The 17,904-nt window shown below is 68.8% G+C and carries 16 protein-coding genes; 6 read left to right on the forward strand and 10 right to left on the reverse strand.

Going from position 1 to position 17,904, the window contains the following annotated elements; genetic code table 11:
- Positions 1 to 4: 4 nt before the first annotated feature.
- Complete coding sequence (locus tag ACFVTM_RS03550; RefSeq protein ID WP_390201983.1) at positions 5 to 1,291, forward strand: M20 family metallo-hydrolase; 1,287 nt, start codon at positions 5 to 7, stop codon at positions 1,289 to 1,291.
- Positions 1,291 to 2,568: a PLP-dependent aminotransferase family protein gene (locus ACFVTM_RS03555; protein ID WP_390201985.1), complete on the forward strand. Its 1,278-nt coding sequence runs from the start codon at positions 1,291 to 1,293 to the stop codon at positions 2,566 to 2,568. The genes ACFVTM_RS03550 and ACFVTM_RS03555 overlap by 1 nt, the downstream gene beginning before the upstream one ends.
- A gap of 88 nt (positions 2,569 to 2,656) precedes the next feature.
- On the opposite strand, the gene ACFVTM_RS03560 is transcribed toward ACFVTM_RS03555, so the two are convergent.
- The 5 genes from ACFVTM_RS03560 to ACFVTM_RS03580 form a co-directional block, all read right to left on the reverse strand.
- A complete protein-coding gene (locus tag ACFVTM_RS03560) occupies positions 2,657 to 3,301 on the reverse strand; it encodes an RraA family protein (RefSeq protein WP_390201987.1) in 645 nt (214 codons plus the stop codon).
- The gene (locus ACFVTM_RS03565) at positions 3,298 to 3,687 is read right to left on the reverse strand and encodes a RidA family protein (RefSeq protein WP_390201988.1); all 390 of its coding nucleotides are present in this window, start codon (positions 3,685 to 3,687) and stop codon (positions 3,298 to 3,300) included. Before ACFVTM_RS03565 ends, ACFVTM_RS03560 begins: the two co-directional genes overlap by 4 nt.
- A complete protein-coding gene (locus ACFVTM_RS03570) occupies positions 3,684 to 4,505 on the reverse strand; it encodes a RidA family protein (RefSeq protein ID WP_390201989.1) in 822 nt (273 codons plus the stop codon). Before ACFVTM_RS03570 ends, ACFVTM_RS03565 begins: the two co-directional genes overlap by 4 nt.
- Positions 4,502 to 5,875, reverse strand: coding sequence for an MFS transporter (locus ACFVTM_RS03575; RefSeq protein ID WP_390201990.1), 1,374 nt, complete (start codon positions 5,873 to 5,875; stop codon positions 4,502 to 4,504). The genes ACFVTM_RS03570 and ACFVTM_RS03575 overlap by 4 nt, the downstream gene beginning before the upstream one ends.
- A 185-nt stretch (positions 5,876 to 6,060) precedes the next feature.
- Complete coding sequence (locus tag ACFVTM_RS03580; RefSeq protein WP_390201991.1) at positions 6,061 to 6,852, reverse strand: VOC family protein; 792 nt, start codon at positions 6,850 to 6,852, stop codon at positions 6,061 to 6,063.
- A gap of 91 nt (positions 6,853 to 6,943) precedes the next feature.
- Between ACFVTM_RS03580 and ACFVTM_RS03585 the strand changes: the two genes are divergently transcribed.
- Both ACFVTM_RS03585 and ACFVTM_RS03590 read left to right on the forward strand, forming a co-directional pair.
- On the forward strand, positions 6,944 to 7,543 hold the full coding sequence (locus ACFVTM_RS03585) for a YdeI family protein (protein WP_390201992.1): 600 nt from the start codon (positions 6,944 to 6,946) through the stop codon (positions 7,541 to 7,543).
- Positions 7,544 to 7,695: 152 nt separating this feature from the next.
- Entirely contained in the window at positions 7,696 to 8,514 is an 819-nt protein-coding gene (locus ACFVTM_RS03590; protein WP_390201993.1) for a phosphatase PAP2 family protein, read from the forward strand.
- Here ACFVTM_RS03590 and ACFVTM_RS03595 read toward each other — a convergent pair.
- The 5 genes from ACFVTM_RS03595 to ACFVTM_RS03615 all read right to left on the reverse strand — a co-directional run bounded on the left by ACFVTM_RS03595 (position 8,467) and on the right by ACFVTM_RS03615 (position 15,689).
- Complete coding sequence (locus tag ACFVTM_RS03595) at positions 8,467 to 10,452, reverse strand: glycogen debranching N-terminal domain-containing protein (RefSeq protein WP_390201994.1); 1,986 nt, start codon at positions 10,450 to 10,452, stop codon at positions 8,467 to 8,469. The two genes, ACFVTM_RS03590 and ACFVTM_RS03595, sit on opposite strands and share 48 nt — an antisense overlap.
- A gap of 27 nt (positions 10,453 to 10,479) precedes the next feature.
- Positions 10,480 to 11,661 carry an ABC transporter ATP-binding protein gene (locus tag ACFVTM_RS03600; protein ID WP_390202106.1) on the reverse strand — a complete coding sequence of 394 codons (1,182 nt, stop codon included), beginning with the start codon at positions 11,659 to 11,661 and terminating at the stop codon, positions 10,480 to 10,482.
- Positions 11,662 to 11,666: 5 nt separating this feature from the next.
- Positions 11,667 to 13,259, reverse strand: a complete 1,593-nt coding sequence (locus tag ACFVTM_RS03605) for an ABC transporter permease (RefSeq protein WP_390201995.1) — start codon at positions 13,257 to 13,259, stop codon at positions 11,667 to 11,669.
- A 5-nt stretch (positions 13,260 to 13,264) separates the two neighbouring features.
- Positions 13,265 to 14,320 (reverse strand): iron ABC transporter substrate-binding protein, encoded by a 1,056-nt coding sequence (locus tag ACFVTM_RS03610; protein ID WP_390201996.1) that lies wholly within the window; start codon positions 14,318 to 14,320, stop codon positions 13,265 to 13,267.
- Between the two features lie 181 nt (positions 14,321 to 14,501).
- Complete coding sequence (locus ACFVTM_RS03615; RefSeq protein WP_390201997.1) at positions 14,502 to 15,689, reverse strand: glycoside hydrolase family 76 protein; 1,188 nt, start codon at positions 15,687 to 15,689, stop codon at positions 14,502 to 14,504.
- A gap of 206 nt (positions 15,690 to 15,895) precedes the next feature.
- On the opposite strand from ACFVTM_RS03615, the gene ACFVTM_RS03620 reads away from it, so the two are divergent.
- Both ACFVTM_RS03620 and ACFVTM_RS03625 read left to right on the forward strand, forming a co-directional pair.
- Positions 15,896 to 16,714 (forward strand): SDR family NAD(P)-dependent oxidoreductase, encoded by an 819-nt coding sequence (locus ACFVTM_RS03620; protein ID WP_390201998.1) that lies wholly within the window; start codon positions 15,896 to 15,898, stop codon positions 16,712 to 16,714.
- Positions 16,711 to 17,898: an acyl-CoA dehydrogenase family protein gene (locus tag ACFVTM_RS03625; protein ID WP_390201999.1), complete on the forward strand. Its 1,188-nt coding sequence runs from the start codon at positions 16,711 to 16,713 to the stop codon at positions 17,896 to 17,898. Before ACFVTM_RS03620 ends, ACFVTM_RS03625 begins: the two co-directional genes overlap by 4 nt.
- Positions 17,899 to 17,904 lie beyond the last annotated feature (6 nt).

Genomic DNA, 17,904 nt, shown 5'->3' on the forward strand with positions numbered 1-17,904 from the left:
CACCGTGACTACTCACACCACTTTCAGCACCCGCGACGCCGCGTTCGTGCAGGACTTCCACACCATGAGCGAATTCGGCGCTACCGAGAACGGCGGCGTTGACCGGCAGGCCGCCAGCGTGCCGGATGGCCAGCAGCGGCAATGGCTCACGGGCCTGCTGGAGGCCAGAGGTTTCACGGTGCGGTTCGACCGGGCCGGCAACCAGTGGGGACTGTACGAGGCCGTGCCGGGTGCCCCCTTCGTGGTGGTGGGCTCCCACATGGACTCCCAGCCGACGGCGGGACGCTACGACGGCGCCTACGGCGTGCTTGCCGCAGCCCACGCGGCGTTCCGGCTCGTGGAGCAGTGGGCCGCGGCCGGACCCGCCGGTCAGCCCCGGTTCAACATCGCGGTGGTCAACTGGTTCAACGAGGAAGGCTCCCGCTTCAAGCCGTCCATGATGGGCTCCTCCGTCTACACGGGCAAACTCGACCTCGAGACCGCGCTGGCCACCACGGACGCGGCCGGCGTCTCGGTCCGCGACGCCCTGGACGCGATCGGCTGCCGGGGCAGCTACGAGGGTCCCGAGGCCGCGTTCTGCGCCGAAATCCACATCGAGCAGGGCCGGAGCATGGAGCGCGAAGGCATCACCATCGGCCTGGTGAATTCGAACTGGGCGGCCAACAAATACGAGTTCGTGGTCCACGGCGAGCAGGCCCACACGGGCTCCACCGTGATTGCCGACCGGAAGGACGCGCTGCTGGGCGCCTCGATGATGGTGGTCGCGGCCCGGGAGCTCGCCGACACCTTCCCGGGCGTCCTGCACACCTCCGTGGGGCAGCTGAACGTCTACCCCAACTCGCCCGTCGTGGTGCCGTCCCGGGTGAGCCTGCTGCTGGACCTGCGCAGCGCCGATGAAGCTGTCCTGGCCGAGGCGGACACCTTGCTGCACGAGCGGATTTCAACGATCGAGCGGCTGGCGAACGTCACGGTGGAGCGCAACCACTCCCACTCCTGGCCCGTGACCCCGTACCAGCCCGAGGGCGTGGAACTCGCGGCCAAGGTGGCGGCGGACCTGGGCCTGGCGAACAAGCAGGTCATGACCCTGGCCGGGCACGATTCGACCAACATGAAGGACCTGGTCCCGACGGTGATGCTGTTCGTGCCCAGCGTGGACGGGATCTCCCACAACGAGCACGAATACACCACGGACCAGGACATCGTTGCGGGGCTGGCCATGCTCACCGAAGTTGTGAACCGGCTCTGCAACGGTGACTTGGCGGACGACGCCGCGGCCCCGGTCAGCGCCTGATGGAACCCGGCGTCCTGGAACCCGACGTCCTGGAACCCGACGTCGTTGACCACGCCGGGCTGGAGGCGGACGCAACCAGGGCACGGCACGAAAGCCTGTGGGCCGTGCGCTCAGCCAACAGCACCTCGACGGAGGTCGGGGACATCTTTGCGCTGGCCGCGCGGCCGGGCACGATATCCCTGGCCGGCGGCAACCCCGACGTGGGCTCGCTGCCACTGGATCTGCTGGGCCGGAGCGCCGCCCGCATCCTGTCCGGCCAAGGCCCGCGGGCGCTGCAATATGGCGGCGCCCAGGGCACCGAGGAGCTGCGCCGGCAGATCTGCGACGTGATGTCGCTTGAGGGCATTTCCGATGCGGACCCGGAGGACATCGCCGTCACCATCGGCTCCCAGTCCGGCCTCGACACCATCACGAAGATCCTCTGCGACCCCGGCGACACCGTCCTGACGGACGACGCCACGTATATGGGCGCACTGGGAACCTTTTCCACCTACCAGGTCAATGTCCAGCCTGCGGCGACCGACGCGGAGGGCCTCATCCCCGAGCTCCTGGAACGCCGGATCCTCGAGCTGCGGGCGGACGGCCACAGGATCAAATTCCTCTACACCATTCCGAACTTCAACAACCCCACCGGCGTGACCCTGGCCGCCCACAGGCGGCAGCGCATCGTGGACATCTGCCAGGCGGCCAACATCCTGGTGGTGGAGGACAACCCCTACGGCCTCCTGCGCTACGAGGGCGGCCTGCTGCCTCCCCTGCGGGCCGGAAATCCCCTGGACGTCCTCTATCTGAGTTCATTTTCGAAGATCTTCGCCCCGGGCCTGCGGCTGGGGTGGGCCCTGATCCCGCGGCATCTGAAGCAGCGGTTCCTCATCGCCGGCGGGTCCAGCACCCTGTGCCCGCCGGCGTTCAACCAGATGTTGACCTCGGCGTACTTGCGGGACTTTGACTGGCAGGGCCAGCTCGACGTGTCCCGCGGCATCTACAGGCAGCGCCGGGACGCCACTTTGGCCGCGCTGGAGGACCAGATGCCGGCCGGGGTCACCTGGACCAGGCCGCAAGGCGGCTTCTTCACGTGGCTGACGCTCGACCCCGCGGTGGACACGCATGCGCTGGTCCACCGGGCCGCGAGCGCCGGGGTGGTGGTCTTCCACGGAGCTCCCTTCATGCCGCTCAATGAGCCCACCAACCGGCTCCGCCTGGCGTTCAGCGCCCTGGCCCCGGAGCTCATCGCGGAGGGCATCGGCCGCCTGGCGCCGGTGATCGCGGCCTCCTGAGGCGCAAGACCTCACCATTAAAAGCAAAGGGCGGGTCCGGGCTTATCAGCCCGGACCCGCCCTTTATTTCGCCTCGCGGCGGGTGTCCCTAGTTGAGCGGTGGCCCTCCGGGAAGAACATCACCAATGGGCTCCCCGGATCGGAGCCGATCCAGGATGGCCGGCTCCGCCCGGTCGGAGGCGAGGGCCGCGTCCACGACGGCTGCGGCCTCGGCGGCGGACAGGACCAGGACACCGTTGTCATCGGCCATGACCACGTCGCCCGGGTTTACCATCACGCCGCCGCACAAGACCGGAACATTGACGGCACTGCGGGGGCTGGCGATCCGCTTCGCGGTCAGGACGCTCGTGCCGCGGGCGAAGACTGGCAGCCCTGCCGCGCGAAGCTCGACGACGTCCGTCACGACGCCGTCGACCACAACCCCCGCCGCACCCCGGCACATTGCGGCGCACCCCGTGACCGCCCCGACCGGGGCATGGGCGAGGTCATTCCCGGTCTCAATCACCAGCACATCGCCGGGTTCCAGCAGGGCCAGGGCCCGGTTGGTGGCGTAGGCGTCCGCCTCGGCCACCCGCACGGTGACGGCGCGCCCCACAACCCGGACGTCCCGGAGCAGGGACCGGATGCCCGAGTCGAGGAAGCCCTCTTCCAGGAAATGCCCGATGGTGGGAAAACTGACCGTGCGGAGGCGCTGGACCAATTCAGCCTCCAGCGCCATCTGTGCCGACCTCATGCTGCTTCTCCGTCTCGCAGGACTGCGATGCATTGGATTTCGAACGTGAAGTCCCAGATACCCACGCAGACGGACGTCCGGGCGGGCAGGTGGGCGGCGCCGAAGACCTCGGCGAAGATGCTGTCGTACTCCTCGAACTGGTCAGGGCCGCTGAGGTACGTGGTGACGTTGACGACGTGCGCCAGGGATGAGCCGGCTCCGAGCAGTACCGTCTCCAGGTTGCTGAGGACCTGCCGGACCGATCCGGCAAAGTCGTCCGGCCTGTCGTCGGTGCCGGAGATCAACGGGATCTGTCCGGTGGTGAAAACGAAGCCGCCGGCCACGACGGCCTGCGAGAACGGTCCGACGGCGGGGGCCATTCCGGGGAAAGAGGCGAGCCGTTTCATGATGCCGCCACCTCGTCCCGCGTTCGCCCGGTGCGGGACGGATCTTCCGGCCCCTGCTCCGGGGCTACGACCGCAATACACTCGATCTCGAGCGCAATGTCCCAGATGTCTACGCAACACGAGGTCCGTGCCGGCAGGTAAGAACCAAAGAAGTCCGCATAGATGCCGTTGTACTCATCGAGCTGGTCCGGATCCGTCAGGTAGGTGGTGACCTTCGTGACGCGGTCCAGTCCGGAGCCCGCCTCGATGAGGACAGCCTCCAGATTGTCCAGGGTCTGGCGGACTTTGCCGCCGAAATCCTCCGGCTGGTCTGCCATGCTGCTGCGCGCGGGGATCTGACCCGAGGTGAAGACGAAGCCGTTGGCAACCACGGCCTGGGAGTACGGGCCCAAGACCGGGGCCATGCCCGGGGCGTTCGCAATTCTGCGGATCCCGCCCGCGTCGTCAGCGCTGGCGACAACGGCGACGCACTGGACTTCGATGGCGAAATCGCCGCCGGCCACCATGACGGTGGTCCGGGCAGGCAGCTCGTCACCGAAGACTTCGGCATAGACCGCGTTGTACTCCGCCAGCCGCGGATCGGTCAGGAACGTCGTGATTTTTACGGCATGCTTCAGGCTTGAGCCGGCGGCCTCCAGGGTCGCGGACAGATTGGCGAGAACCAGCCGCACCTGGTCGGCGAAGTCCGCTGGTGGTTCGTTCGTATCCACCGGCAGGGGAACTTGGCCCGACGCGAAGACGAACCCGTTGGCGACGACGGCCTGGGAGGCTGCGCCCCTGGCCGCGGCGACTCCGCTGACGGTGTCAAGGCGCCTCATGAACCCACCGGCACTTCTTCGGGTCCGGGGGTCGACGTGGCCCGGACCGGAGCCTCATGCACGGAGTGGAGGTTGGAGCGCAGGGTCTCGGAGAGCAGAAGCAGGCCGACGAGGGACACAACCGCGGAACCGATCAGGAACCACGCCACTGACGAGCCTTGGCCCGTGGCTTTCAGCAGCGCAGTGGTGACCACAGGGGTGATGGCACTGCCCAGCAACCCGGCCAGCATGTACGCGACGGACAGGCCGGAGTACCTGACCCGGGAACCGAACAGTTCGGCCAGGAACGTGGCGATGGGGCCGTAGTTGGCGCAGAAAGCGGTCATCATCAGGACGTAGGCGCACATGAGGCCCGCGATGGATTTCGTATCCATCAGCCAGAACATCGGGAACGCCAGGACAATCTCCGCGACGATGCCGCCCACAATGATCGGCTTTCGGCCGAAGCGGTCGGACAGGCGGCCGAAGACGGGGAGCATCACGAGCCCCACCGCGCATGCGACGAGTACGGCCCAGAGCATGGTGTTGGTGGAGTATTTCAGTTCAGTCTTGCCATAGGTCAATCCGAAGGCGACAAGGATGTTGAAGGCTGTGCCGGTCGATACCGTGGCGAGTGCTCCGAGGATGACTTCCTTCCAGTATTTGCGCAGCAGTTCCGCCAGCGGGATCTTGGCTTTGGCCCCGGCGTCCTTCACCGCCTGGAACGAGGGAGTCTCCTCGAGAGTCAGACGGATGTAGATGCCGATGGCCACCAGCAGGATGCTGGCCAGGAAGGGCACACGCCAGCCCCATGCCAGGAGTTCCTGCTCGGGCATGACGGCCGCGATCACGAGGAACACGAGGTTGGCGATCAAGGTCCCGCCGGGGACCCCGACCTGGACGAGCGAGCCGTAGAACCCACGCTTCTCCTTCGGGGCGTGTTCGACCACCATGAGGACCGCGCCGCCCCACTCTCCGCCCAAAGCCAAGCCCTGGATGATGCGGAGGGTCAGCAGCAGGATGGGTGCCGCGATGCCGATCGTGGCGTAGTCCGGCAGCAGGCCGATCGCGAACGTGGCGGCACCCATCGTCAGCAGCGAGGTCAGCAGCATTGACTTGCGGCCCATCCGGTCACCGAAGTGGCCGAACAGTGCGGCGCCGACGATCCGCGCCGCATATGCGGCAGCGAACGTGCCGAACGCCAGCATCGTTCCCACCAGCGGATCGAAGCTCGGGAAGAAGATCTTGTTGAACACGAGGGCGGAAGCAGTGGCGAAGAGGAAGAGGTCGTACCACTCCACCGTGGTGCCGATGACGCTGGCAACTGCGATCTTTCGCATCTTGCCGATGTCGGAGAAGGCCGTGCGTGGGTCGACGCGGGTTTGGGTCATGAGGGCTCCAGGATGCGAGGAAGGTGATGATCGACGGCGACGGTCGCCGGATCCCTCCCACTCTGACGTGCTGTAGATCACGTTTCAATGGAAGTTTCCACCCGTTTGGGCCCCCCGAAATGGGCAGATACCCAATGCCGCGGCACCGACAGTGCGGCAACCGGGCAGCACGCCACGCTTCCGGCTCAGTCCTCCGCCGGGGCCGAGGCGATCCAGAGGTCGTGGGGGTGCGCGGCGCTGCCGGCTGCGTCCGGATTGGCCACGTGCAGGGTCCGCACGAAAGCCTCTTCCGTCAGGGTGGCCCGGTGGCCCGCGGCCGCCAACCGGTCCCGCAGGGCGGTGAGGTCGCCCGCGTATTCAAAGCCGAGGCCGGACCGGGCGGCGCCGGTGGCCGGGCGCACCATCAGCACGCCGCCGTTCTTCGCCGTGAAGTCCGCCGTTTCGTCATTGTCCGGGGCCGGGCGCAGCCGGGCGCCCATGTTCCGCAGGGTTTGGGCGGCGGCGGCAGCGTCCGGCGTGAACCAGACTTCGACGACGGCGAGGGCAGGATCGGCGTCCGCGCACTGCGCGCCGTGGGCGGCCTTGTCCGCGAAGAAGCCGAACCCGTCCACGCCGGTGATGCGGCAGGTGTCGCCGTGGCGGGCGCTGACCAGCTCGGCCGGGGCGGTCCCGTCCTCCACTCCGGCGAGGTTGGTACGGCGCGCGAACTCGGCAAGGTCTCCGACTTCGACGCCGAAGTCCGTCCCGCCGTCCAGCATGTTCCCATGTTCACCGGCACCGGCACCGGCACCGGCACCGGCACCGGCACTGCCGGCTTCGGCGCCTGCGGCTACGCGGTGCAGCGCGAGGCGGCCCGAGCCGGCGTCGAACTCCTGCCAATCGCCGTGGTCGACCGTCCGCACCATGCCAAGGGCGGACAGCAGACGCTCCCACTGGTCCATGCGGGAGGTGTAGTGGATCGGGCGGACGCGCAGCATAGGGATCTCCTTGCTAGGACGGTTGTGGCTCCACAAGACATGGTGCCACCAAAGCGCTCATCCGGTCAGCCCCGCGGAGCACAATGGTGCCATGGCTGTTGAACTCGAGGAATTGCTGGTGAAGGATGCCGCCCAGTGGCGCGCCTGGCTGGAGCAGCACCACGCGCAGAGTCCCGGCGTGTGGCTCGTGCTGCACAAGAAGGGCGGCTCCGTCACCGAGCTGGACTACGAGGCCGCGCTGCAGGAGGCGCTGTGTTTCGGCTGGATCGACGGGCAGGGCCGGCGGCGGGACGAGGAGAGCTCCTTCCAGCGGATGACCCGGCGGGGACCCAGGAGCGTGTGGTCCGCGCGGAACGTGGAGCGGATTGAACGACTGGAGTCAGCGGGGCGGATGGCCCCGGCCGGCCAGGCCGCCGTCGCTGCCGCCAAGGCGGACGGGCGCTGGGAGGCCGCCTATTCCGGCTCCGCGACGGCGGAGGTGCCGGACGACCTCGCCGCGGCCATCGCGGCGGAGCCCAGGGCGCAGGCGATGTTCGAGGTCCTGACCTCCGTGAACCGGTTCGCGTTGATCTACCGCACGAACTCGGTCAAGCAGGCCTCCACCCGGGAGCGGAAGATCGCCGGGTTCGTGGACATGCTGGCCCGGTTCGAAACGCCGTACCCGCAGACCAAGCGGCCGCCGGAACCATAACAACCGGAACCATAACAACCGGAACCATAACAACCGGAGCCGTAACAACCGGGCCCTATCGGGCGTCCCTGCTGCCGCCGATGCGGGCGCATTCCAGAGAATTCCCAGCGGCCGTCCGGGTTGCAGGTAGTTGGCACTGGCAGGATTGGGCGATGCTCCTTGCCCAGCGTGCTCCGCGTCCCCCTGCCCGCCTGCCGCTGCCGTCCCAGCGCCGGCTCTTCTTCGTGGCCGCGGGCCTGCTGATCGCGGGCGAGACGATTTTCTGGACCGTGCTCGCCGCGGTGCAGTCCAAGAGCGGCGTGGCCGCCCTGGACGGGCCCGTGCACGACGGGCTCGTGGCGTCCCGCAACCCCCTCGCCACCGCACTCCTGACGGCCGTGACCACGGTGACGTCGCCGCTGTGGATGACCGTGATTGGCTGCGCGCTGGCACTGGCCTGGGCGGCCTGGAAACGCGAACTCTGGCGCCCCGGCCTGCTCATCGGCGCCATGGCCGCAACGTTCGCGGTGTCCACGCTGATCAAGGACGACGTCGGCCGCGGCAGGGCCGCCGCCAGCGACTTCCTGCTGGGACCGGACGACGCACTGTCCTTCCCGTCCGGCCATACCTTCGGCGCCGGCGTCTTCCTGGGCGTCCTGTGTTACCTGCTGGTGGCGGGCCGCGGGACACGGACGGGCAAACAGTCGACGGCGATACTCGGCTTCACGGCGGCCGCCGCGGTGACGCTGGTGGTCGCCCTAAGCCGCCTGTATCTGGGCTACCACTGGCTGACGGACGTGCTCGCCTCGATGGGCCTGGCGCTCGCCGTTATCGGGATCGTAATCCTTGCAGACGGGCTGCGGGCCGCCCAGGCCCCGCGGCCGGCAGGGCCAATCCCGGCAGAGCCCGTTCCGGCAGAGCCCGTTCTGGCAGAGCCCGTCCCGTCAGAGCCCGGCGCCCATCGCCTGGGCGATCACCACAGCCGAGGCTGAGGACCATGCCTGCGGGTGGCACGACGCCGGATAAGGCACCGCAACGCCCGAGTCCTCGGCCCGCACCCCGGCGAACACCTCCGGCAGCCGGTGCCCGAAGGAGGCTGCCGCCGCGAGCAGGCCGTCGGCCAGGGTCCGGGCCTCGGCGATGAAACCGTCGGCCAGGAGGCCGCGGATCGCGATGGCGGTGTCGTGGCTCCAGACCGAGCCGCAGTGGTAGCTGAACGGCCAGAACCCTGCGGCCCGCCGCGAAATCGTGTGCACACCGTAGCCGGAGAACAGCTCGGGGCTGACCATCCGGTCCGCCACGATCCGGGCCTCGGCGGCGTCCAGGATGCCCGTGCCCAGCAGGTGCCCCATGTTCGAGCCAGGGACATCCAGGGCAACCCCGTGGCCGTCCAGGGCCATGGCCGGGAACGCCCCGGCGTCGTCCGCAACCCAGAAGCGCTCGCGGAACCTGAGCCGGAGGGCTGCTGCGAAGTCGCGCAGCGCCTGGCCGCTCGGTTCCCCGAAGGCGTCGAACAGTTCCGCCGTTTCCACTGCTGCCTGGTACGCGTAGCCCTGCACCTCGGACAGGGCGATCGGCCCCTCGGCCTGCCGGCCGTCGCGGAACTGCATGGCGTCCCGGGAGTCCTTCCAGCCCTGGTTGCTCAGGCCGTGCCCCGACGCGTCACGGTAGCTGAGGAATCCGCCGTTGCCCACTGAGCTGCCCGGTTCCGCTGAGCTGCCCGGTGCCGTTGAGCTGCCCGGTGTGCCGGCGGCGAGCAGCCACTGGGCGGCGCGGGCCGCGTTCGGCAGCAGGAACCGGACAGCGGCCTCGTCCCGGCCGGAGCGCCAGAGTTCGGCCAGCAGGCATAGCCACAGCGGGGTTGAATCCACGGCCCCGAAGTACACCGGAGGCAGGCGCAGGCCCTGGCTCTCCAGCACCAGTTCCTTGGACCGCAGCTCGTGCAGGATCTTGCCGGGCTCCTCGGCGGCCGCCGCGTCCGTCCTGGTGCCCTGGAAGGCAGCCAGTGCGCGCAGTGTCCCCGCCGCCAGGCCCGTGTCCACCCCGGTGTCCAGGGGCAGCAACAGCCGTGCCGCCCACAGCGAATCCCGCCCGAACAAGGTGAAGTACCAGGGCGCTCCGGCGGCAATGAACGGCGCGTCCGGCAGCTGCCGGGTGGCCAGCCGGAGCCCGGCCACTTCATCGAGGGAGTTGTCCAGCAGCAGGCCCAGGGCGCCGGCCGGCCGGGGCAGGCGGGACGCAGGCATACTGGCCGCCGCGGCCGTGCTGGCCGCGGGCGGGCGGGCCGCCACGACGGCGTCGTCATCGTCGGTGACGACGGCCTGCCATTCGGCCTCGAAGGGCCGGCCCCGGCCCAAGGTCCCGCGCCAGGCGAGGCGGCCCTCCGGGGTGACGGCGCCGGGGGCCGCCACGGCCAGGGCCTTGCCGTCCTCCCTCCAGCGCAGCGCTGAGTCGTCGGCGGCGATCGGCGCGGACGGGTCACGGAAGCGGCTGAGGCGGATCTGGGCCATGTCGGTGAAGTCGGCGGCGAGCTCGACCTCGACGTCAACGTCGAGGGAATCCAGTGAGGTCCGCAGCTGCAGGGTGTGCCGCACCAGGCCCGGAGTCACGGTCCAGGTCTGGAGGAGTTCGACGGCGGGATCCTCCGTGGGGCCCGGGATGCCCCGGACCAGGCCACGGACGCGCAGGATGCCGCCGGGCTCGGCCTCGACGGTCGCAGGTTCGGGTTCCAGGCCGTTGACTCGCACCAGTGCCCGGGAGAGCATCCTGGTGTCGCCGTGGAGGAGCCCGGTGAACCCGGCCGGATCAGCAGGGTCACCGGCCCCGGGCGGCTTCACCTCGCCGGCCAGGCGGCCGTCCGGATCGAGCCACAGCTGCGTGGGCGCGGCAACAGAGCAGTATTGGCGGTGCAGGCCTGGCTGAACAGTCATGCGCCCCACCCTATCTCCAGGACACGATTACGGGGACGGCGGCCCATCCACGGGAAAGGCCACGGCCTCGCCCACCACGCGGAGACGGAGCTCCGTGCCGGGTCGGGCGATCGAGGCGTTCCAGTGCCGGATGGTGATGATTTCGCCGCCGCCGGGGTAGCGGTGGTCCGGAACGGCGCCGGCAGCAAGGACCGGCGGAACGGGGAGCTGGAGCCGCACCGTGGTCTCGGGGCCGAAGTAGTCGGTATCCACCACGGTGCCGCGGATAGGGCCGTCCTCGGAAATGCGGATCTGCTCGGGCCGCAGCATCAGCTGGACCCGGCCCTGGGCCGGCGGGCGGCGGACGGGGATCCCGCCGAGCGAGCACGTGGCCAGGGAGCCTTCCATCCAGGCATCCAGGATGACGGCGTCACCGAGGAATTCGGCGGTGGCGCGGTCCGCCGGGCGGGTGTAGACGACGAACGGGTTGCCGATCTGGGCCAGCCTGCCGCCCCGCATCACCGCCACCTGGTCGGCGAAGGACAGCGCCTCGGCCTGGTCGTGCGTGACCAGGATCGTGGTCACGCCGGCGTCTTTCAGGACCTGGGCCACGGCGCGGCGTGTGGCCACGCGCAGGCCGGCGTCCAGGGCGGAGAATGGCTCGTCCAGCAACATGAGCGCGGGCTTGCGGGCCAGCGCCCGGGCCAGGGCCACGCGCTGCTGCTGGCCGCCGGAGAGCTGGTGCGGGCGGCGCTTGGCCATGGCCGGGTCCAGGGAGACCATTTCCAGCAGTTCGCCAACCCGCGCCTTGACGCCGCGGTGCCCGCCGGGCAGTTGCGAGGCGTCCAGGCCAAAGGAGATGTTCTGCCCGACCGTCAGGTGCGGGAACAAGGCGCCGTCCTGGGCCACGTAGCCGACGTGGCGCTTGTGGGCGGGGACCCAGGCGTTCTCTCCCGCCACCTTGCTCCCGTTGAGCGCGATGCTGCCGGTGTCGGGGTGTTCGAAGCCGGCAATCAGGCGCAGGAGTGTGGTCTTTCCGGAGCCGGACGGTCCCACGATCGCCGTCGTTCCGCCTTTTGCGACGGAGAGATTGACGCCCTGGAGGACGGCCTGGGAGCCAAAGTTCTTGGTGACCGCGTCAATTTCCAGGTGGCTGTTGGTGCTGGGCGCCACGGAAGCCGCGATCCGCGGCTCGGGGAGACGGGAGGGGGCCTCGCGCGACGGGTGGATATCGGTCACTGTCCGGCTACTTTCTTGGACTGCTGGAAGAGGAGATAGGTCATGGGCGCCGAGATCACGATCATCAGCAGCGCGTACGGGGCGGCGCCGGCGTAGTCGATCTCGCTGCTCTTGCTCCAGAACTCGGTGGCGAGGGTACGCGTCCCGTTGGGCGAGAGCAGCAGGGTGGCCGTGAGCTCGTTGACGATCCCGAGGAACACCAGGGCCGCGCCGCCGGCCGCGGCGGGGGCCGTGAGGCGCAGCGTCACGCGGAGGAAGGCCAGCAGTGGCGGTTTGCCGAGCACCTGGGCGGCCTCGTCGAGTTCCTTCGGTGCCTGGGACAGCCCCGAGCGGATGTTCACGAGGGCCCGGGGGAGGAACAACAGCACGTAGGCCGCGATCAGCAGCGCCGAGGTCTGGTACATGCTGGGCACCATCCGGATGCTGACGGTCACGAAGGCCAGGCCCACCACAATCCCGGGCATGGAGCTGGTGATGTAGTTGGAGAGCTCCAAGGATTTACTGAACCAGCTGGGGCGCCGCACGGCGAGGTAGGCCATGGGGAACGCGACCACGGTGGTGACGACGGCCGCGGCGAGGCCATATGCCAGGGTCTGCAGGAGGGCCGGCATGAACTCCTCGGCAGCCCAGATATCCGGGCCGCCGGTGACGATCCAGCGCAGCACGAACGTCAGCGGCAGGCCGAAGGCGAGTCCGACGAGGACTATCAGGAACAGCTGGGCGGGGAACTGGTAGGCGCGCAGGGGCAGGCGCAGGGCGCGCGCCTGGGCGCCGGAGCCGATCCGGGCGTACCGGGCGCTGCCGCGGCTGCGGACCTCCACAAGCAGCAGGATCAGGCACAGGAACACCAGGACGCTGGCCAGCATGTTCCCGGCGGTGCCGTTGAACGTGGACTGGTACTGCACCATGATCGCGGTGGTGAAGGTGTCGAAGCGGATCATCGCGAACGCCCCGTATTCGGCCAGCAGATGCAGCGCGACCAGCAGCCCGCCGCCGGTCATGGCGATGCGCAGCTGCGGCAGCACCACGCGGAAGAACGCACGCCAGGCACCGAGCCCGAGGGACGCAGCGGACTGTTCGATCGCCGGATCCAGGCGGCTGAGCGTCGCGGCGGCCGGGATATAGACAAGCGGGAAATACGACAGCGTGGCGATCAGGACCCCGGACCACAGCCCGCCGAGGGACGGCACCGCGGAAACCCAGGCGTAGCTGTTGACGAAGGCGGGGATGGCCAGCGGGGCGGCGAGCAGCACGGCCCACCACTTCCGGCCGACGAGGTTGGTGCGCTCGACGAGCCACGCGCCGCCGACGCCCAGGACCAGGCACAGCGGCACGGTCACCACGGTCAGCAGCACGGTGTTCAGCAGGAGCTCGCCCACGCGCGGGCGGATGATCAGGGCAGCGGCCGTGTCCCAGCCGGTGGAGGCCGTCATGAAGATCACGTAGGCCAGCGGCACCAGGGAGAACAGGGCGATCAGGACCGCAATGATGGATACAACAGAAACGCCGAAAGGCGGGCGGGGGCGCTTGCCCCTGCCCGCCGTCGTCGTGTCCCCCGAAATTCCGGGGACCGCCAGCTTGCTACTCACTTCAGTTACAGCAGTCCTGCCTGGGTCATCAGCTCGGTGACCTTAGAGGAGTTGAGCTTGGCCGGATCCACTGTGGGGGCCTGCAGCTCCTTCAGCGGAACCAGCTTGTCGTTGGACGGGACGTCCGAGGCGACGGCGTACTCGAAGGACGTGCCCTTCTGGAGTACTTCCTGGCCCTTCTTGCCGGTGATGAACTTCAGGAACGCCTGGGCAGCTGCTGCGTTCTTCGAGGACTTCAGGACACCGCCGCCGGAGATGGAGACGAATGCGCCCGGGTCCTGGTTCTTGAAGTAGAACGGCGTGACCTTGTTGGAGTTCTCGCCGGTCTTGGCCTGATCGCCGTAGTAGTAGTAGTGGTAGATGAGGGCGGAGTCGACTTCGCCGGCGTTGACGGCCTTCATGGCCGTGCTGTTGCCCTTGTACGCCTTGGAGTTTTCCTTCATGCCCTTGAGCCATGCCTGCGTGGCGGCTTCGCCCTTTAGCTCGAGCAGGGCCGAGACGATCGCCTGGAAGTCGGCGCCGGACGGCGAGGCTGCCCACTTGCCCTTCCACTCGGGGTTGGCCAGGTCCAGCATGGACTTGGGCAGCTTGTCCTCGCTGATCTTGGTCTTGTCATAGACCAGCACGGTGGAGCGGGCCGCGATGCCGGTCCACTTGTTGGTGGAGGGGCGGAACTCGGCGGGAACCTGGTCCACGGTGGCCTTGTCCACGTCCGCGAACAGGCCGGCGTTTTCCACCTGGGCCATGGCGGGGGAGTTCTCGGTGAGGAAGACATCCGCCGGGGAGGCCTGGCCCTCCTGGATGATCTGGTTCGACATCTCGGTGTCGTCGCCCTGGCGCAGGGTGACCTTGATACCGGTTTCGGCCGTGAAGGCGTCCACCCATTCTTTGGTCAGGGACTCGTGCTGGGCGTTATAGACCGTGATCTCGCCGGCGGACGAGCCGCCGGCCGCTGCACTGCTGCCAGCCGGGGCAGCCGAACCGGAGCCGCAGGCGGCCAGACCCAGAGCGGCGGTGGCTGCCAGGGCGATGCCCGCCAGCGCGTTGTTGCGGATCTTCATGGGGCTACTTTCTGCAAAGAATTCGTCGTCGGTGCCCTGACCCCCGTGAGCGGGGGAGTTAGGGCATGCTCACTACGAAAGACTGTAGGTTAGCCAAACCTAAGCGACCAACCCGAAGCCGCATTAAGTGATCAGGATCACATGAATTACGAAACTGTTGCGTGACGTAATTGAATTTCGGTCACCGGGTGGGTGCCGGGGCGATCGATGCGGCCGCCTCGAGCACCATCCAGGCCTGGAGTTGGGTGGAGAGTTCGACGGCGGCGCCCTCCGGATAGCTGCGGCGGGCCGGCAGTTCGGTGCTGTCAGAGAACACCAGGTGGCTGCCCGGGCGCGCGAGGCGGTCCTGCGGCGGGAGGATCCGGCGGCCCTCCCAGAGGGCCTCGGCGGTGTCGTTCACCAGTGCGGCGGCCGTGGCCCGGGTTTCGGCCGGCAGCCGTTCGTCGACGGCGGCCAGGGCAAGGTAGCGGACGAGGATCCCGGTGAAGAGTCCGCCGTCGCCCGTTCCCTCGCAGCGCAACACCGCGGCGGTGCGCCCCAGCAGCGGAGCCGGCTGCGTCAGGTTGTTCGCCACCGCGTCCACGAGCGCCGCCGCGCGCGCGAGGTTGGCCACGCCCCCGAGTTCCAGCAGGGCCCCGAGGACGGGCCCCTGGTTGTAGGTGTAGATCGTGTCCTCCAGCACCACGTCCCCTGTCCCGGAAATCCGCAGCCCGTCCCGGTAAAGGCCCTGTTCGGGCTCGTAGAGCCTGGCGTCCAGCCAGTCCAGCAGGGCCTGCGCCTTGGCCCGGTTGCCTGTCCGGGCGTAGTAAAGGGCCACGGGTGCGGTGGCGGGTGTGTTCTTGAAATCGCGCTTGGTGCTCCAGAAGGTCCCGCCGCCCAGGTCGTCCGTGGAGGCGGAGTCGAACTGCAGGGTCAGGCTTTGCAGGACTTTGGCATTGCGCCCCCGGCCGGCGTGTTTGCGGGTGTCCTCGGCGAGCTTGTCCAGCCGGTGCGTGGCCAGGGCTAGCCAGGCCATGTCGTCGTAGTAGTTGTTGACCACCGTGAGGAAATTGCGCAGTCGGATGCCCGTGACCAGCCGGGAGGCGAGCTGCCCGGCGCTGGGCCGGTTCTCGCCGTCGAATTTGCCGCCCGGGTGCTCGGGTGAGCCCAGTTCGCGGCGGCCGGCGTCCACGAGGCAGTCCAGGTAATGCGCCTGCCACCAGTAGTGCCAGGGCCGGGACAGGTTGTTCAGCCTCCCGGAGGGACGGACGGTGGCCGCTATGTGGGTCCGTGGCAGGAAGAAGAGCCGCTGCCCGAAGAGCCTGGTCACCGAGCGGGCGGCCTCGTCCGCGCGGAAGGACCAGTTGGGGGCGGCGGCGGGTCGGGTCATGGCTCAAGCGTAATCGCGGGAGCGTGTCCGGACGGGGAGCGTGGCTGCGCCCGGTGGCCGCGCCGTCCCTGCGTGTGCACAAAGGTGCGGAATGGCCGTATTCCAGTTAACATTCACTAACTAATGTTCCCCGTGGGCCGCTGCTGCAAGCGTAGCCCGCGTCGAGGCATTGCGGCCGGGGTTCGGTTCCACATCAAGGAGGATGCATGGACATCAAGGGTACTGTCGCGCTGATTACGGGCGGGGCCTCGGGTCTCGGAGCGGCTACGGCCAGGCGGCTGTTCGACGCCGGCGCGTCGGTGGTGCTCGTGGACCTGCCGGGTTCCGCCGGGGATGCCCTTGCCGCCGAACTGACCGCTGGTGCCGCCGGCTCCGCCGGGGACCCGGCCGGCGGCAACCGCACAGCCGTCTTTGCCCCTGCCGACGTCACGGACGAAGCGCAGGTCCGGGCCGCCGTCGAGGCTGCCGTCGCCCTGGGACCGCTCCGCATCGTGGTCAACTGCGCCGGGATCGCCACCCCGGGGAAGGTCCTGGGCCGCGACGGCGTGCTCCCGCTGGAGAGCTTCAACCGCGTCATCCAGATCAACCTCGTGGGCACCTTCAACGTCATCCGCCTCGCCGCGGCCGCGATGGCGGTCACCGAGCCCGCCGCCACCGATCTCGGCGGCCCCGAACGCGGCGTCATCATCAACACCGCCTCCGTTGCCGCGTTCGACGGCCAGATCGGCCAGCCCGCCTACGCCGCCTCCAAGGGCGCCGTGGCCGCCATGACGCTGCCGATCGCCCGCGAACTCGCGCGCTCGCTGATCAGGGTGGTCACCATTGCCCCGGGCATCTTCGAGACCCCGATGATGGCCGGGCTGCCGCAGGAGGCGCAGGACTCGCTGGGCCATCAGGTGCCGCATCCCTCGCGGCTGGGCCGCCCCGCCGAATACGCGAACCTCGCCGCGCACATTGTGGAGAACGCCATGCTCAACGGCGAGACGATCCGCCTCGACGGTGCCATCCGCATGGGGCCGAAATGACGGGCGCCGGGCTGCCCACGGCGGACTTCTTCGACTACGAGTCCCTGCTCAGCCCGGTGGAGCGGGACAAGCTGGCGCAGCTGCGGGACTTCCTGGCTGCCGAGGTCGCCCCCTTCGCCACGGACTGGTGGAACAACGCCGAATTCCCGGCCCACATCCTGCCCAAGCTGGCTGCCTTGGAGCTCAGCGCCCCGGCCCAGCGCGGCTACAGCAACCTGTTCGCCGGGATCATCATCGCCGAGATGACCCGTGTGGACACCTCGCTGGCGACCTTTTTCCTGGTCCACCATGACCTCTTCGTGGAGTCGCTCTACGGCTTTGGCTCCGAGGAGCAGAAGGCGCGCCTGCTCGAGGACGCGGCGAACCTTCGCACCACCGGCGCCTTCGCCCTCACCGAGCCGGACCACGGCTCGGACGTTGCCGGCGGCATGGAAACCCGGGCCCGGCGCGTTCCCGGAAGCGCGGCCGACGGCGGCGACGCCTGGGTGCTCAACGGCGCCAAGCGCTGGATCGGCAACGGGACGTTTTGCGACTACATGCTGGTCTGGGCCCGGGACGAGGCCGACGGCGGCGTCCGCGGCTTCATCGTCGATGCCACCTTGCCGGGGGTGGCCCGGAGCCGGATCGAGAACAAGATCGCGCTGCGCACGGTGCAGAACGCGGACATCGTCTTCACTGACGTCCGGGTGGCCGAAGCGGACCGCTTCGCCGGCATCAGCAGCTTCGAGGACACCAACGAGCTCCTGCGCGGTTCCCGGATCATGGTGGCTTGGCAGGGCGTGGGGCAGCAGCTCGCGGCGTTCGACGTCGCGCGGCAGTACGCCGTCGAACGCCAGCAGTTCGGCCGCCCGCTGGCGAAGTTCCAGCTGGTCCAGCAGCAGCTGGTGACAATGCTCGGCAACGCGGTGGCCAGCATGGGCATGATGGTCCGGATCGCGCAGCTGCAGGACCAGGGGGCCGCGGACATGCCGCAGGTGGCCCTCGCAAAGTCCTACGTAAGCGCCCGGATGCGCGAAACAGTGGCGATGGGCCGGTCCCTGCTGGGCGGCAACGGAATTGTCACCGACTACCGGATGGCCAAGATCTTCTCCGACGCGGAGGCGATCTACACCTATGAGGGCTCGTTCGAGATCAACACCCTGATCGCAGGGCGCGCCGTCACTGGAATGTCCGCGATCGCCTAATCGTCT

Origin of the sequence: Arthrobacter sp. NPDC058130 (genome assembly GCF_042884475.1) — a bacterium.
Classification (GTDB): Bacteria; Actinomycetota; Actinomycetes; order Actinomycetales; family Micrococcaceae; genus Arthrobacter.

Excerpts from the sequence above, each read along its gene's own strand:
- ACFVTM_RS03555 (WP_390201985.1), top strand. The coding sequence starts at position 1,291 with ATGGAACCCGGCGTCCTGGAACCCGACGTCCTGGAACCCGACGTCGTT.
- ACFVTM_RS03560 (WP_390201987.1), bottom strand. The coding sequence starts at position 3,301 with ATGAGGTCGGCACAGATGGCGCTGGAGGCTGAATTGGTCCAGCGCCTC.
- ACFVTM_RS03565 (WP_390201988.1), bottom strand. The coding sequence starts at position 3,687 with ATGAAACGGCTCGCCTCTTTCCCCGGAATGGCCCCCGCCGTCGGACCG.
- ACFVTM_RS03570 (WP_390201989.1), bottom strand. The coding sequence starts at position 4,505 with ATGAGGCGCCTTGACACCGTCAGCGGAGTCGCCGCGGCCAGGGGCGCA.
- ACFVTM_RS03575 (WP_390201990.1), bottom strand. The coding sequence starts at position 5,875 with ATGACCCAAACCCGCGTCGACCCACGCACGGCCTTCTCCGACATCGGC.
- ACFVTM_RS03580 (WP_390201991.1), bottom strand. The coding sequence starts at position 6,852 with ATGCTGCGCGTCCGCCCGATCCACTACACCTCCCGCATGGACCAGTGG.
- ACFVTM_RS03585 (WP_390201992.1), top strand. The coding sequence starts at position 6,944 with ATGGCTGTTGAACTCGAGGAATTGCTGGTGAAGGATGCCGCCCAGTGG.
- ACFVTM_RS03590 (WP_390201993.1), top strand. The coding sequence starts at position 7,696 with ATGCTCCTTGCCCAGCGTGCTCCGCGTCCCCCTGCCCGCCTGCCGCTG.
- ACFVTM_RS03595 (WP_390201994.1), bottom strand. The coding sequence starts at position 10,452 with ATGACTGTTCAGCCAGGCCTGCACCGCCAATACTGCTCTGTTGCCGCG.
- ACFVTM_RS03610 (WP_390201996.1), bottom strand. The coding sequence starts at position 14,320 with ATGAAGATCCGCAACAACGCGCTGGCGGGCATCGCCCTGGCAGCCACC.
- ACFVTM_RS03615 (WP_390201997.1), bottom strand. The coding sequence starts at position 15,689 with ATGACCCGACCCGCCGCCGCCCCCAACTGGTCCTTCCGCGCGGACGAG.
- ACFVTM_RS03620 (WP_390201998.1), top strand. The coding sequence starts at position 15,896 with ATGGACATCAAGGGTACTGTCGCGCTGATTACGGGCGGGGCCTCGGGT.
- ACFVTM_RS03625 (WP_390201999.1), top strand. The coding sequence starts at position 16,711 with ATGACGGGCGCCGGGCTGCCCACGGCGGACTTCTTCGACTACGAGTCC.